The organism is Bacillus sp. CH_48, from assembly GCF_038008465.1.
GTDB classification, from domain to species: domain Bacteria; phylum Bacillota; class Bacilli; order Bacillales; family Bacillaceae_G; genus Bacillus_A; species Bacillus_A thuringiensis_S.
On the sequence record NZ_JBBOZF010000001.1, the window covers coordinates 2,860,981 to 2,874,349 of the forward strand.

Below are 13,369 nucleotides of genomic sequence, written 5' to 3' on the forward strand. Positions count from 1 at the left end.
TATATAAATGACAAGTCAGAAATTGAAGGATGATTACATAAATAAAGTGAAGGAGTATCATCCAAAGCCAAACTATTTACTAAATTGTATCAAAGCATTTCTTGTAGGTGGACTCATTTGTACAGTTGGAGAAGTATTGATGAAATTTTATATACATTATTTTCACTTCAGTGAACAAGAGGCAGGAAACCCAACTGTTGCAACGCTTGTTTTATTATCCGCGATTTTAACAGGATGTGGTGTATATGATAAAATCGGTCAATTTGCTGGAGCAGGATCAGCGGTGCCGGTGACAGGATTTGCAAATTCTATGGCGAGCGCTGCCTTAGAGCATAAGAGTGAAGGGATTGTTCTAGGGATTGCTACAAATATGTTTAAACTGGCAGGAAGTGTAATTGTATTTGGGGTTGTTGGTGCATATATCATTGGGTTAATAAGGTATACCTTTAAAGTTTTTATGTCTTAAAGGAGGGGCTAGTATGAGGTTGACCGGAAAACAAACGTGGGTATTTCAAAATGATATATATGTGAATGCAACGGGTACTGCTGTCGGTCCGAAAGAAGCTGAGGGCCCTCTTGGAAAAGATTTTGATATTTCATACGATGACTTGCATTGTGGAGAGGAAAATTGGGAGCTCGCCGAACGAAGATTAATGTCAGACTCAATTCAACAAGCAGTGCAAAAAGGGAATATAAAAACATCGCAAATTGATTTCTTTTTAGCGGGAGATTTATTAAATCAAACAGTGACAGCAAATTATGTTGCGCGTAAGTGGGGCATTCCTTTTTTAGGAATGTTTAGCGCTTGTGCGACGTCTATGGAGACTTTAGCAGTTGGCTCAGCTTTTATAGACGGTGGATTTGCAAATCGTGTCTTAGCTACAGTAAGTAGTCATAATGCAACGGCTGAAAGACAATTTCGCTATCCAACAGAGTATGGTGGGCAAAAGCCAGGGACAGCAAATTCAACTGTGACTGGTGCAGGATCTATATTAATTAGCAATGAAAAAAGTGCGATTAAAATTACGGCGGCTACAATCGGAAAAGTGCAAGATTTAGGAATCACAAATCCTTTGGATATGGGGGCAGCGATGGCTCCAGCAGCAGCTCATACAATTCAACAGCATTTTGAAGATTTAAGAAGAAGTGCCGATGATTATGATTTAATTGTTACGGGTGATTTATCAGCTGTTGGGACGCCGATTGCAAAACAACTTTTACTTGAGGAAGGTTACGATCTTGGGCATATATACAATGATTGCGGATTGATGATTTATGAATCAAGTCAAGAAGAAGTGTTTGCAGGTGGTAGTGGTTGCGCTTGTTCAGCAGTTGTCACATATGGCCATTTATTACACGAGATGCAAAAAGGGAATTTACAACGAATTTTTGTCGTTGCCACTGGCGCATTATTAAGCCCGATGATGATGCAACAGAAAGAAACGATTCCAACAATTGCACATGGTGTCGTATTTGAAAGAGTTAAAGGAGAGTGAATTGTGGATTTTATATATGCATTTCTTGTAGGTGGAGCTATTTGTGTAATTGGGCAACTATTGTTAGATTTCGCAAAGTTAACACCAGCTCATTTAATGGCAACTTTTGTAGTCATCGGAGCAATTTTAGATGGATTTGGATTGTACGATAAACTAATAAAGTTTGCAGGTGCTGGAGCAACAGTCCCTATTACAAGTTTTGGATATTCACTATTGCACGGAGCAATGCATGCAGCAGAAAAACATGGATATTTAGGAATTGGTATTGGCATGTTTAGTTTAACGTCTGCGGGCATTTCCGCAGCGATATTGTTTTCGTTTTTTATAGCACTTATATGTAAACCGAAAGGATAAATCAAATGAGACGAAGGGTTGTTTTGGTCACAGATGGAGATGAATATGCAAAGCGGACAATTGAGCTTTTAACAAAGGAATTTGGGGGAAGGTGTATTTCAGCATCACAAAGTAATCCAACCAAATTGACAGGGAAAAAAGTTGTTGAGCTTATTATGCAAACGCCATATGACCCTGTATTTGTCATGTTTGATGACAGTGGATTTATTGGAGAAGGATCTGGTGAGAAGGCTTTAAAATATGTGGCTACCCATAAACAAATTGATGTGCTCGGAATTTTAGCAGTAGCGTCTAATACGCATCATTGGGAATGGGCACGTGTAGATGTAAGTGTAGATCGGAATGGGAATTTAACCGAATACGGTGTTGATAAATTTGGACTTCCAGATGGTGAAATTGGCAGGATTAGTGGAGATACAATATATTGCTTAGACGATTTAAATGTTCCTGTCATTGTTGGAGTTGGTGATATTGGTAAAATGTGCGGGAATGATGAATGGGAGAGAGGGTCACCTATTACTAGAAAAGCGATTCAATTAATTTTGGAAAGGAGTGGTTTTTATGACGAAGCCTAAAAAGGTGGATATCCCTATATCAACTTTCATAAGTGACAATGAAAATTATTTAAAGCAGACAGTTGGACTAGGCGTTACATACGATGTTGGCATTCGTAAATTTCAAATTTTGAATAAAGAAATTGGTGTGTTATTTGTAAACGGACTTTGTGATACAAATTATATTATCCCTATTTTAGAAGAAGCGGTGGATACAAATGAGATAAGGGATGTAGAAGAAGATACAGTGAAGCTTTTAGAGAATCGCTTAATCCATCAACAAGTAAGCAAAGTGAAAACGATGGATGAGGTAATGCTCCAAGTATTATCAGGACTCATTGTGATATTTGTGGAAGGTGAAACGGAAGCGTTCGCGATCGATGTTCGTAGTTATCCAGGGCGAACACCGACAGAACCAGATACCGAAAAGGTAGTACGCGGTGCGAGGGATGGGTTTGTTGAAAATATCGTTGTAAATACAGCATTAATTCGTAGAAGAATTCGAGATCCACGTCTTCGAAATGAAATTATTCGAGTAGGAGATAGATCACAAACGGATATTTGTATTACATACGTTCAAGATGTTGCAAATCCAGACTTAGTAAAGATTATAAAACAAGAATTAAATAACATCGATGTAGATGGAATTACGATGGCGGATAAAACAGTAGAAGAATTTGTTGTAAAGCAAAGCTATAACCCATTCCCACTTATTCGATATACAGAAAGGCCAGATGTAGCAGCAAATCATCTACTAGAAGGGCATGTGTTAGTGCTCGTTGACACATCACCAAGTGCTATGATTACACCGACAACATATTTTCATCATTTACAGCATGCGGAAGAATTTAGACAAAATCCAGCTGTCGGTACATTTTTACGCTGGGTGCGCTTTTTAGGTGTTATATTCTCGTTATTTTTATTACCATTTTGGCTAGTGTTTGTATTTGATCCAACTCTTTTGCCAGCAAATCTTGCTTTTATTGGACCGACTAAGATGACGCATTTACCAATTTTATTACAGGTGTTAATGGCAGAGGTCGGACTTGAGTTTTTAAGGATGGCAGCCATTCATACTCCAACGCCGTTATCGTCTGCAGCAGGGTTGATTTCCGCTATATTAATTGGTCAAATTGCAATTGATGTAGGTTTGTTTGTGCCAGAAGTAATTTTGTATGTAGCGGTTTCGATGATTGGTGCATATGCAACACCGAGTTATGAATTAGGATTAGGGAATAAGGTTGGGAAATTGTTTGTTATTATTTTAACAGGTCTCTTCCATGAGATGGGATTTGTAATTGGTATGACGATATTAATTTTATTTTTAACGTCTATAAAAAGTTTACAAACACCTTATTTATGGCCGTTTTTACCATTTGATTGGGGCGCGTTAACAAAAATTTTACTCCGTCCAACAATGTCTAGTTTAAAAGTACGACCAAGTATTGTAAGACCTCAAAATGTAAAAAGACAAAAATAAACGGGATTATACACCCGTTTATTTTTTTTAGCAAAAATTTATTGTTTTTTAACAAAAATCACACATTTTTTGTGTACACTTAGAGTAGATATTGTGTATGGAAGGGGAAGAGGACATGATTAAATTATTTGTAAGTGATTTAGATGACACGCTCGTTTACGATGTGAATCATATGCAAAAAGAAGATGAACGTGCGCTGTGTTGGTTAGCTGAGAAAGGGACAAATATTTGTTTTGCCTCTGGCCGCTTTACACATAGAATTGATGAAGTTGTAAAAAGGTTTTCATTCCCATATTACACAACAGGCTTAAATGGAGCGACAATGTTACTTCCGGATGGGGATTTATTCCATGAATCGAGTTTTGAAAATACGGTTGCCCAGGAAATATATCGATATATACATAAAAAAGGACTAGCGGATATTGTTTGTGCAAATGAGCAGCGATATACAAAAAGGAAAAATGAACAACACCATAATTTTGAAGCGTATATGGGTGTGCATATCGCTGAAATTGAAGCGTTAGAAGAAGAGTTTGGTAAGACTGTGCACCCTGCAAAATTGTTTGTTTTTGGAGAAGAAGAGAAAATTGTGACGTTAGATCAAGAGCTACGAGATACGTTTCAAGGCGAAGCGGAAGTTTTTATATCAGGTAAACGCTATGTTGATATTATGCCAAGAGGCGTGAGTAAGGGTAGTGCTCTAAAGCGACTAATGGACCATTTGCAAATTGAAGCAAATGAAGTTGCTTGTATTGGAGATTCTTTCAATGATATTTCTATGTTTGAAGTAACCCCGCATTCATTTACTCTTCATCATGCCCATCCATATGTAAAGGAGAAAGCAAATCATATAGTGCGTTCGGTTGAAGAGGCTGTTATGAAATTACCGTTACTTGTATAAAAAAGAAGCCCGTCACTGGCGGGCTTCTTTTTTACTTGAATAAAGATTTAACAAAATCAATGATACTTGAGAAGAAATCTTTCACTTTATCTAGAAAACTTTGTCCTTCTTCAGATCCTAAAAAGGCAGAAACGTGTTCTTTTGCTTTGTTTAATTGACTACCAACTTGATTCCAATCGATATTAAGATTTTTCATTTTATCAAATAACGATACTAAGTTATCTAACTGTTCATCTGTTAATGTAATGCCTAATTGATCAGCAATTTTTTTAATTAATGAACGTAAATCTTCTGTTGTTTTTGGCTGTTCTTTTGCAATTTCTTCTTTAATTTTTGCAACAAGTTGAACTGCTTTTTCTTCACCAATTTTATCACCAAGCTGGGCTGTTTGTACCATTTCTTCATTCGCTACTTTTTTAACTTCTTCAGGAATTTGTTTATTGGACGCAGTTTCATATGCTTTCATTAATCCAGTTAAAGCTGCAGTTCCTGAAACTTTAAAAGGTGCGTTAATTTGAATTTCTGCATCTTTTACACCTGCTGTAATCAAAGCGTTAGTGTACATTGCATCTGTTACCCAGTTAATGTTCTTTGATCGTACAATAAGACCAGATCCTGGTTTAGTGTATGTAATCATAGAAGAAGAAATTGCTCTCGTACCAATTTGTGCTTTTGGAACAATGCCTTCTAGAAATTTATGTTCTTCCGCATTAGATACAGTAATAATTGTAGCATCTTTCGGTGCTTTCATTTCTTTTAACAGATCTTGTTTTTGTTGTTCGGATAAGTTCTCTCCTAGTGTAACAATTGATTCTCCCTCGATGATGTCTGCAAATGAAGCTGTTGGCATCATAAATACCGTTACAGCTAATAGCAGAGCTAATAATTTCGTTCTCACGAAAAATCGCTCCCTTTCTCTTTCTAAAATTTTCGGGCAACAAAGTTATTATAGTATATATTTCTTATTTGTCACCTAGCTTTTTCCACATTTCAAAAAAGAAGTATCTAGATTGTCGGATTCTTTTTGTTTCTAGTCATGAATGTGGTAATATAGTGCTGAGATAGTTGAAAGGAGACATATACATATGAAAACTTTAGGATACATATTAATGGAAAACGGTGAAAAAATCGACTTGGAATTTTTCCCAGAAGAAGCACCGAAAACAGTAGAAAACTTTAAAAAATTAGCAGAGCAAGGATTTTATGATGGTGTTACATTCCACCGTGTTATTCCTGGCTTCGTAAGCCAAGGTGGAGACCCAACAGGTACAGGTGCAGGTGGCCCAGGTTACTCTATTCCATGTGAAACTGATGGAAACCCTCATAGACACCTTGTCGGATCACTTTCTATGGCTCATGCTGGCCGTAACACAGGCGGTAGCCAATTCTTTGTTGTTCATGAGCCACAGCCACATTTAGATGGCGTTCATACTGTATTTGGTAAAGCAACAAGCGGTATTGAAACAGTATTAAAAATGCGTCAAGGCGATGTAATGAAAGAAGTTAAAGTTTGGGAAGAATAAGGTAAGGGAAAAGAGAGCTTTTGCTCTCTTTTTTTACTTTTAAATGGGACGGGGTACTTCTTCTGCAGCTCATCATACAAGTAGTATTGTTGCTAAAATATATTGCTTGTGAGAACAAACCTTTAACAAATTACATAGAATACATTACATTATATGTTTCAATAAATATTTTTTGTTATATTAATTTTGCTAGAAGTGTGCTGCTTTAGGGTAACTATTAATGAAGTGATATTGAATGATATGTTTCTTTCCATTCCATATAAAATTTTCTTTTTTTAACTCTATTTATTAAAGGAATAGTGCTGAAACATAGATTTGACTTTCTTCTTTTCGCTTTGTATGATTATCAAGTTGTTTTAGGCTCTTCTCACTCTGTTGAAAATATTGTAAAATGAATATGATATGAAAAGAGTGATTGAGGGGATTACTAGTTTGTAACTTTTGTAAGAAGGGATAAGGGTTATGTTAATTCGTTTTAAAAAAAGTTATGAAAAAATTGCAATGGGGCTTCTTTCGTTTATGCCAACTGAAAAAGATGTGAAAACATTACAATTGACAATGAAAGAATATGAAGCAAAAGATGATTGGCAATTGTATTTGTGGAAAGAGAATGAAGATTTTGTTGGAATAATGGGGATTGTAAAAAAAGAGAATCAAGTATTAGAAATTCAGCATTTGAGTGTCAACCCATCTCACCGTCATGTAGGGATTGGGACAAAGATGGTTCAAGAGTTAAAGAGTAAATTTCTTGAGTTTACAATTTGCGGAAATGAGCAAACAGCAAGTTTTTGCGAAAAATGTAAAGGGCTAGAACAAAATATACATTCGTGAAAGCAGGGATAAGTAGTTTATTATCTCTGCTTTCTTTTTTGTAATTGTTCATTTCGTTCAGTAATGACTTCTGTGCGATCACGCATAGTATGCTTGTTTATAATATATTCACTTGGGATAGCATTCAAATCTTTCCAAGGGAGGTTTTGTTTTTGACATAACTCTGTGCACTGCTTCTCTAACGATGGATCTGATAAGGGTAAAAATAAAGGTACAAAACGTTCTTTTTTATGGATAGATTGCAATCTTTCATTGAGCAAGGAAAGAAGTTGTACTTGATTAATTCCTAAACGTTGTAAAGACACACCGCTTTTTTCTAAAATTGTGATTGCGCTTTTCATCATTTTTGTAGAACCATTCCAGTTATCACGTCTTTGGTGGTATAAAGAAACTGCAATTTGAATGAGACCAACTAAGTAATGATCACGATTTCCTCGTGGTTTTGTCTTCCAGTACTCTTCTAGTATTTCGTGGCATTCAAAATAGTCGTAATCTCCTTGGAAATGAATTAAAAATTGTATGTATTCGGTAGGATACATGTTTTCTCGCCCCTATCTAACGGTTATACATATAAGTGTATCATAGAAATATGAACAATAAACGACTAGGAGATTTCCCCCTAGCCGTTATTGTTCATATTAGCAGAAGCAAGCTGCTCCTACAATAATTAGTAAAATAAACAGTACAACAAGTAATGCGAACCCACCGCTAAAACCACAATCAACGTGACCCATAGTTTTTTGACCTCCTACATTGTTCTTACTACACTGTTATCATATGAAGTGGTGGGCATGATGACATAGGCATCGGTCTATTTTTAATTAAATTTCTTAAAAAGGTTGGATAGAACATGAGTATGCTCTATACTTATGTTGTTATAGAAAAAATGTGGTGGGATGCTTTGTGCAATATAATTTTAAAGTAGAGGCTTTTGAAGGGCCTTTAGATCTATTGTTACATTTAATACATCGTTATGAAATTGATATATATAATATTCCTGTAGCAGATATTACAGAGCAATATTTATCTTATGTGCATACGATGAAAGAACTTCAATTAGATGTTGCAAGTGAGTATTTAGTAATGGCCGCAACGTTATTACAAATTAAAAGTAAAATGTTGTTGCCGAAACATGAAGAAGATGTACTTGATAACGGTGATGATTTTATAGATGATCCTCGTCAAGAATTGATGGAGAGGTTAATTGAATATAAGAAATATAAGCAAGTTGCTACTGAGTTAAAAGAAAGAGAACAAGAAAGAGCACAGCTATATACACGTCCACCAATTGACTTTACATCGTTGCAACAAGAAGAAGAGACAAGCTTGCCTCTTGATGTTACGTTATATGATATGCTAGCGGCATTTCAAAAATTAATGCGCCGTAAAAAGGCAAAAAAACCTGTAACAACACGTATTACTCGTCAAGAAATACCAATTGAACAGCGAATGACTGATATTTTAAAGCAGTTAAAAATAAAGGGTGGTCGCCAAAGTTTTTATGATTTATTTGTTGATGATGAACGTGAAATAATGGTCGTAACATTTTTAGCAGTTCTGGAACTTATGAAAAATCAACAAATCATAATTGAGCAAGAACATAATTTTGATGAAATTTTCGTATCAAGCTCTAATAAATCTGCATAGGGCAAGTATGTGAAATTGGGATAAAAACACTTTATCTCATGCTATGTTTTAATGTATCGTTTGGAACAAGAGAAAAAATATTGAACCGAACGCATTGATTGTGATTCGGTTTTTTGATGTGTATTTTTATGGGAAAATAGAAGGAAGGAGCTCGTGAAATGGATAGGAAAGAACAAAAGTCAATTATTGAAGGCCTTTTATTTGTTTCTGGTGATGAAGGGATTTATCCAGAACAAATAGCGAAAGTTCTTGAAATTGAAATGAATGAAGTAATGAATATTTTAGAAGAAATGCAACAAGAATGTGAAGGTGCAAACCGTGGTTTGCAAATTGTACAGTATGCAAAAGTATATCGTTTTGCTACAAAGAAAGAACATGCTTCATATTATCAAAAACTAATAGATACACCAACAGCTGCTTCGCTCTCACAAGCTGCCCTTGAAACGTTAGCGATTGTTGCATATCGTCAACCAATCACAAGGACTGAAATGGAAGAGATTAGAGGAGTTAAAACCGATAAGGCGTTACAAACGTTGGTTTCACATTTACTTATAAAAGAAATGGGAAGGGCGGAAGGACCAGGGCGTCCTATTTTATACGGAACAACAAAAGAATTTTTGGACACATTTGGATTGAAAACATTAGATGATTTACCGCCGCTTTCTGAAGAGAATGAACAAATGAATGAAGCAGATTTATTCTTCGGTTCCTTACAAGAGATATCGAAATAAAAGCTTAGCATTTTGCTAAGCTTTTTTTGTATATCAATTATTTACAGTGCCATACTAAATGAAAAAAGGAGACGAGTTATGAGAGGTATGCGGATTATTCTATTATTAGTTTCTGTTTTATTATGTTTTTCTTTAAATAGCGCATCAGCTAAAAGGTATATGATGTCCATTCATACTACGTCTCCTTTACATATGCATCGGCAACATCTTAGTAAAATGAAAGTGAGCTTTTTAAAAGTGGGACAAGGTGATGCAACACTTATCATAATGCCAAACGGACAAACAATGTTAATTGATGGAGGACCTTATGAAGCAGGAGAGGTTATTATTCAGAAATTAATTGAGAAAGGGATTAATCATTTAGATGTAATTGTCAGTACGCATCCCGATATGGATCATATAGGGGGGCTAATTCCAATTGTAGAGCAAATGCCGGTATCGCTTATATTAGATAGCGGAAAAACATATAGTTCTCTTACTTATCATACATATCGGAATAATATTAAAAAAAGAGGGATACCTTTCGTTTCAGTAAAGGAAGGGCAATATATACCGCTGGATCCACATGTTTCTATACAAGTATTAAACAATGGGAAATCAAAAGATGAAAATAATGAATCCTCAATTGTTTTGAAGGTACGATATGGAAAAGCGGATTTTTTATTAATGGGTGACGCGGATGTACGGACAGAACATGAAATATTAAAACAATTTGATGTACATGCAGATGTTTTAAAAGTGGGGCATCACGGCTCGTATACTTCAACAAGTGAAACGTTTATAAAAAAAGTGGAACCGCAGTTTGCTATTCTGTCTTATGGGAGTAGTAATCCGTATGGACATCCTCATCAAAGTGTAGTAAAACGCTTAAAAAGGCACGGTATAATGGTATATAGAACGAATAAACGTACAGTAGAAATAGAAACAGATGGTGAACATGTTATGTTAGAGTCTAGTGGGTTAATGCCATTGTTGAAGTGACTTCTATATTAGGGGTGGATACTGTCCCTTTTGGGAAAAATGAATACTATATATTATAATTATAATGGACGTAAGAAATTTCCTTTTTTGTTGAATAAAAAGGAAATTTCATTAGAATGTATAGACAACTACTCGTGCATATATTAAGATGGAACTAGGCGAATAAGGTAATAATAACAAGTAGGTATTTCATGGGAAAGGATCGATGAAAATGAAAACGCAAATTGTCATCAATGCCAAAATTTACACAGGTCAAGAAATAGTGGAAAACGGATTTATTCGTTACGCAGAAACCATTAAAGAAATTGGTTTGATGGCTCAATATGTACCACAAGAAAATGAAACTGTTTTTGATGCTACAGGGAAGATTGTAATTCCAGGTATGATCGATGTTCATATTCATGGTGGATACGATATTGATGCGATGGATGCAAATAGCGATGGGTTAGTAACTCTAGGTAAAGAAATGTTAAAAGAAGGGGTTACAACTTACTTCCCAACAACAATGACACAAGCTCCAGAGGCAATTGAAGCAGCGCTAACTGCTGCGAAAGAAGCAAAAGAAAAAGGAGCACATTTCGAATATATTCACTTAGAAGGACCTTATGTTTCAAAGAAACGTGCAGGTGCACAACCACTTGAACATATCGTTCCTGCAAATATTGAGCAATTTAAACAATGGCAAGAAGCAAGTGGGAATTTAATTAAATTAGTAACATATGCACCAGAAGAAGAGGGAGCGTTAGAGTTTGAACAATATCTTACTGAAACTGGTGTAGTTGGCACAATGGGGCATACAGATGCAATTGATGCGCAACTAAAAAATAGAAAGATTACACATGCGACACATTTATACAATCAAATGCGTGGATTACATCACCGTGAGCCAGGAGTTGTTGGTCATGTGTTATTAAATCCAGATGTAATGGTTGAAGTAATTACAGATGGTATTCATATTCACCCTGATATGGTGAAATTAGCATATAAGTTAAAAGGACCGAAAAAAGTAAGTGTTATTACTGACGCAATGCGCGCAAAAGGTCTTGAAGATGGATTATATGAGCTTGGCGGACAGCCGGTACATGTAAAAGATGGTAGTGCTCGATTAGAAGATGGAACGTTAGCTGGTAGTATTCTAAAAATGGATCAAGCTTTCCGAAATGTAATTGAATTTACAGGTTGTTCAATCGAAGATGCAGTACTGATGACATCAGTTAACCAAGCAGAAGAGTTTGGATTAAATAATAAAGGTGCATTAGCGGTAGGAAAAGATGCAGACTTTGTTGTGATGAATGAAGATTTACATGTATATGATACGGTTCGTTTAGGAATTCATATGAAGGAAGGGAAGTAATTAAATGAATATTCTTGTTGTAAAAACTCCAGAAGAACTAGCAGAAGCAGGTTATAAATTAATTGAAGAAGTTGTAAAAACAAAAGAAAATCCAACATTAGGAATGGCTACAGGAAGCTCTCCATTAGGTATTTATGCAGAAATGCGAAAAAATAAACTTGATACAAGCCGTGTAACCACTGTAAACTTAGATGAGTACGTAAATTTACCACATGAAGATAAAAACAGCTATCACTATTTCATGCAAGAACAGTTGTTTGATCATCTTCCATTTAAACAAACTTATGTACCAAACGGGATGGCAAGTGATTTAGAGGAAGAATGCAAACGTTACGAGGGCGTTCTAGTTGCTAACCCAGTTGACCTACAGATTCTTGGAATCGGTGAAAACGGTCACATCGGATTTAACGAGCCAGGAACACCGTTTAATTCTCCAACGAACATTGTTGAATTAACAGAATCTACACGCCAAGCAAACCTTCGCTTCTTCGAAAAAGAAGAAGATGTGCCAACTCATGCGATTACAATGGGAATTGGAAGCATTATGAAAGCGAAACAAGTTCTACTTGTAGCTATGGGTGCTAAAAAGGCAGAAGCTGTTAAAGAATTATTGCAAGGTGAATATAGTGAAGAGTGTCCGGCTACAGTTTTACAACGTCATCCGAATGTAACCGTAATCGCAGATCAAGAAGCTCTATCTTTATGCAGTGAGGCGATTGCTGATGAACATCGACAAGTATTCACCATTTCCGATCTATTATCAGATTCAAGAGTGGGTGAAACAGCTAATTGAGGACGGCGAATGGAAGCCGGGAGATAAAATCCCATCTGAGAATGAACTTTGTGATAAGTTCGAAGTGAGTCGTATGACAATCAGACAGGCGATTAATAATTTAGTGGAACAAGGCTATTTATATCGGAAGCGTGGAATTGGAACATTTGTCCAACTTCCGAAAGTGGAACAAAAATTGCAAGGAATGACGGGATTCACAGAAGACATGATTTCTCGTGGGATGAACCCAAGTAGTCAATTACTTAGTTTCCGCCTAGTTCCAGCTACTGCTAAAATAGCAGACCGGTTGAGAATACAGGAGGGGGAATCGGTTTATGAAGTGAGGCGTATTCGCTTAGCTGATGATGAACCGATTGCTTTTGAGACGACATATTTGTCGCCAGCTCTTGTAAAAGATATTAACGAAGAGATATTGCAACAATCTTTATATGAACATTTAGAGAAAAAACTGGGCTTTAAACTTGTTAGCGCTACTCAGTCAATTGAAGCTTCTGTTGCAACGGAAAATGAAGCTGAACATCTGCATATTCCTAAAAAGGCGCCTGTACTTGTAATGCGTCAATGGTCATATTCAGAAGGTGAGATACCGCTAGAGTACGTGAAATGTATTTATCGTGGAGATCGTTATAAATTTATTACGAATATTGCACGTAACAAATAGTATATTTCAGTTTGTGAAGTACAGTGGAAATGAAAATGGATAACATGTAAAGAAATAAAAATA

17 protein-coding genes are annotated in these 13,369 nt (G+C 35.9%); 14 read left to right on the plus strand and 3 right to left on the minus strand.

Translation table 11 applies throughout. From position 1 onward, the window contains the following. Positions 1-7: 7 nt before the first annotated feature. The 6 genes from spoVAC to N2V92_RS14540 all read left to right on the plus strand — a co-directional run bounded on the left by spoVAC (position 8) and on the right by N2V92_RS14540 (position 4,785). A complete protein-coding gene (gene spoVAC, locus N2V92_RS14515) occupies positions 8-466 on the plus strand; it encodes a stage V sporulation protein AC (RefSeq protein ID WP_000203809.1) in 459 nt (152 codons plus the stop codon). A 13-nt stretch (positions 467-479) separates the two neighbouring features. Then, entirely contained in the window at positions 480-1,496 is a 1,017-nt protein-coding gene (gene spoVAD, locus N2V92_RS14520; RefSeq protein WP_001241139.1) for a stage V sporulation protein AD, read from the plus strand. A 3-nt stretch (positions 1,497-1,499) separates the two neighbouring features. After that, positions 1,500-1,850 (plus strand): stage V sporulation protein AE, encoded by a 351-nt coding sequence (spoVAE, locus tag N2V92_RS14525; protein ID WP_042595612.1) that lies wholly within the window; start codon positions 1,500-1,502, stop codon positions 1,848-1,850. A 5-nt stretch (positions 1,851-1,855) separates the two neighbouring features. Next, on the plus strand, positions 1,856-2,425 hold the full coding sequence (locus N2V92_RS14530) for a stage V sporulation protein AE (RefSeq protein WP_001254416.1): 570 nt from the start codon (positions 1,856-1,858) through the stop codon (positions 2,423-2,425). Continuing rightward, positions 2,412-3,884, plus strand: coding sequence for a spore germination protein SpoVAF (spoVAF, locus tag N2V92_RS14535; RefSeq protein WP_000165593.1), 1,473 nt, complete (start codon positions 2,412-2,414; stop codon positions 3,882-3,884). The genes N2V92_RS14530 and spoVAF overlap by 14 nt, the downstream gene beginning before the upstream one ends. Positions 3,885-3,981: 97 nt before the next feature. Next, positions 3,982-4,785, plus strand: coding sequence for a Cof-type HAD-IIB family hydrolase (locus N2V92_RS14540; RefSeq protein ID WP_002082221.1), 804 nt, complete (start codon positions 3,982-3,984; stop codon positions 4,783-4,785). 31 nt (positions 4,786-4,816) lie between these two features. On the opposite strand, the gene N2V92_RS14545 is transcribed toward N2V92_RS14540, so the two are convergent. Beyond that, on the minus strand, positions 4,817-5,683 hold the full coding sequence (locus N2V92_RS14545; protein ID WP_001259343.1) for a DUF1002 domain-containing protein: 867 nt from the start codon (positions 5,681-5,683) through the stop codon (positions 4,817-4,819). 187 nt (positions 5,684-5,870) lie between these two features. Here N2V92_RS14545 and N2V92_RS14550 point away from each other — a divergent pair, with 187 nt between their 5' ends. Next, entirely contained in the window at positions 5,871-6,308 is a 438-nt protein-coding gene (locus N2V92_RS14550) for a peptidylprolyl isomerase (RefSeq protein ID WP_000853784.1), read from the plus strand. Between the two features lie 462 nt (positions 6,309-6,770). Beyond that, complete coding sequence (gene ribT, locus N2V92_RS14555; RefSeq protein ID WP_000908401.1) at positions 6,771-7,139, plus strand: GNAT family N-acetyltransferase RibT; 369 nt, start codon at positions 6,771-6,773, stop codon at positions 7,137-7,139. Between the two features lie 20 nt (positions 7,140-7,159). Here the strand turns inward: ribT and N2V92_RS14560 are convergent, their stop codons facing one another. Then, on the minus strand, positions 7,160-7,678 hold the full coding sequence (locus tag N2V92_RS14560) for a DUF309 domain-containing protein (protein ID WP_000283612.1): 519 nt from the start codon (positions 7,676-7,678) through the stop codon (positions 7,160-7,162). 99 nt (positions 7,679-7,777) lie between these two features. Further along, on the minus strand, positions 7,778-7,873 hold the full coding sequence (locus N2V92_RS14565) for a YjcZ family sporulation protein (protein ID WP_000510194.1): 96 nt from the start codon (positions 7,871-7,873) through the stop codon (positions 7,778-7,780). Positions 7,874-8,042: 169 nt separating this feature from the next. Between N2V92_RS14565 and scpA the strand changes: the two genes are divergently transcribed. The 6 genes from scpA to N2V92_RS14595 all read left to right on the plus strand — a co-directional run bounded on the left by scpA (position 8,043) and on the right by N2V92_RS14595 (position 13,306). After that, complete coding sequence (gene scpA, locus N2V92_RS14570; RefSeq protein ID WP_001199753.1) at positions 8,043-8,786, plus strand: segregation/condensation protein A; 744 nt, start codon at positions 8,043-8,045, stop codon at positions 8,784-8,786. Positions 8,787-8,944: 158 nt separating this feature from the next. Next, the gene (gene scpB, locus N2V92_RS14575) at positions 8,945-9,517 is read left to right on the plus strand and encodes a segregation/condensation protein ScpB (RefSeq protein ID WP_000375173.1); all 573 of its coding nucleotides are present in this window, start codon (positions 8,945-8,947) and stop codon (positions 9,515-9,517) included. A 78-nt stretch (positions 9,518-9,595) separates the two neighbouring features. Beyond that, positions 9,596-10,498: a ComEC/Rec2 family competence protein gene (locus N2V92_RS14580; RefSeq protein WP_001214828.1), complete on the plus strand. Its 903-nt coding sequence runs from the start codon at positions 9,596-9,598 to the stop codon at positions 10,496-10,498. A 211-nt stretch (positions 10,499-10,709) separates the two neighbouring features. Then, positions 10,710-11,852 (plus strand): N-acetylglucosamine-6-phosphate deacetylase, encoded by a 1,143-nt coding sequence (nagA, locus tag N2V92_RS14585; protein ID WP_002082222.1) that lies wholly within the window; start codon positions 10,710-10,712, stop codon positions 11,850-11,852. Positions 11,853-11,856: 4 nt separating this feature from the next. Beyond that, entirely contained in the window at positions 11,857-12,645 is a 789-nt protein-coding gene (gene nagB / locus N2V92_RS14590; protein ID WP_042595608.1) for a glucosamine-6-phosphate deaminase, read from the plus strand. Next, positions 12,575-13,306 carry a GntR family transcriptional regulator gene (locus tag N2V92_RS14595; RefSeq protein WP_014894892.1) on the plus strand — a complete coding sequence of 244 codons (732 nt, stop codon included), beginning with the start codon at positions 12,575-12,577 and terminating at the stop codon, positions 13,304-13,306. Before nagB ends, N2V92_RS14595 begins: the two co-directional genes overlap by 71 nt. Positions 13,307-13,369: the final 63 nt, after the last annotated feature.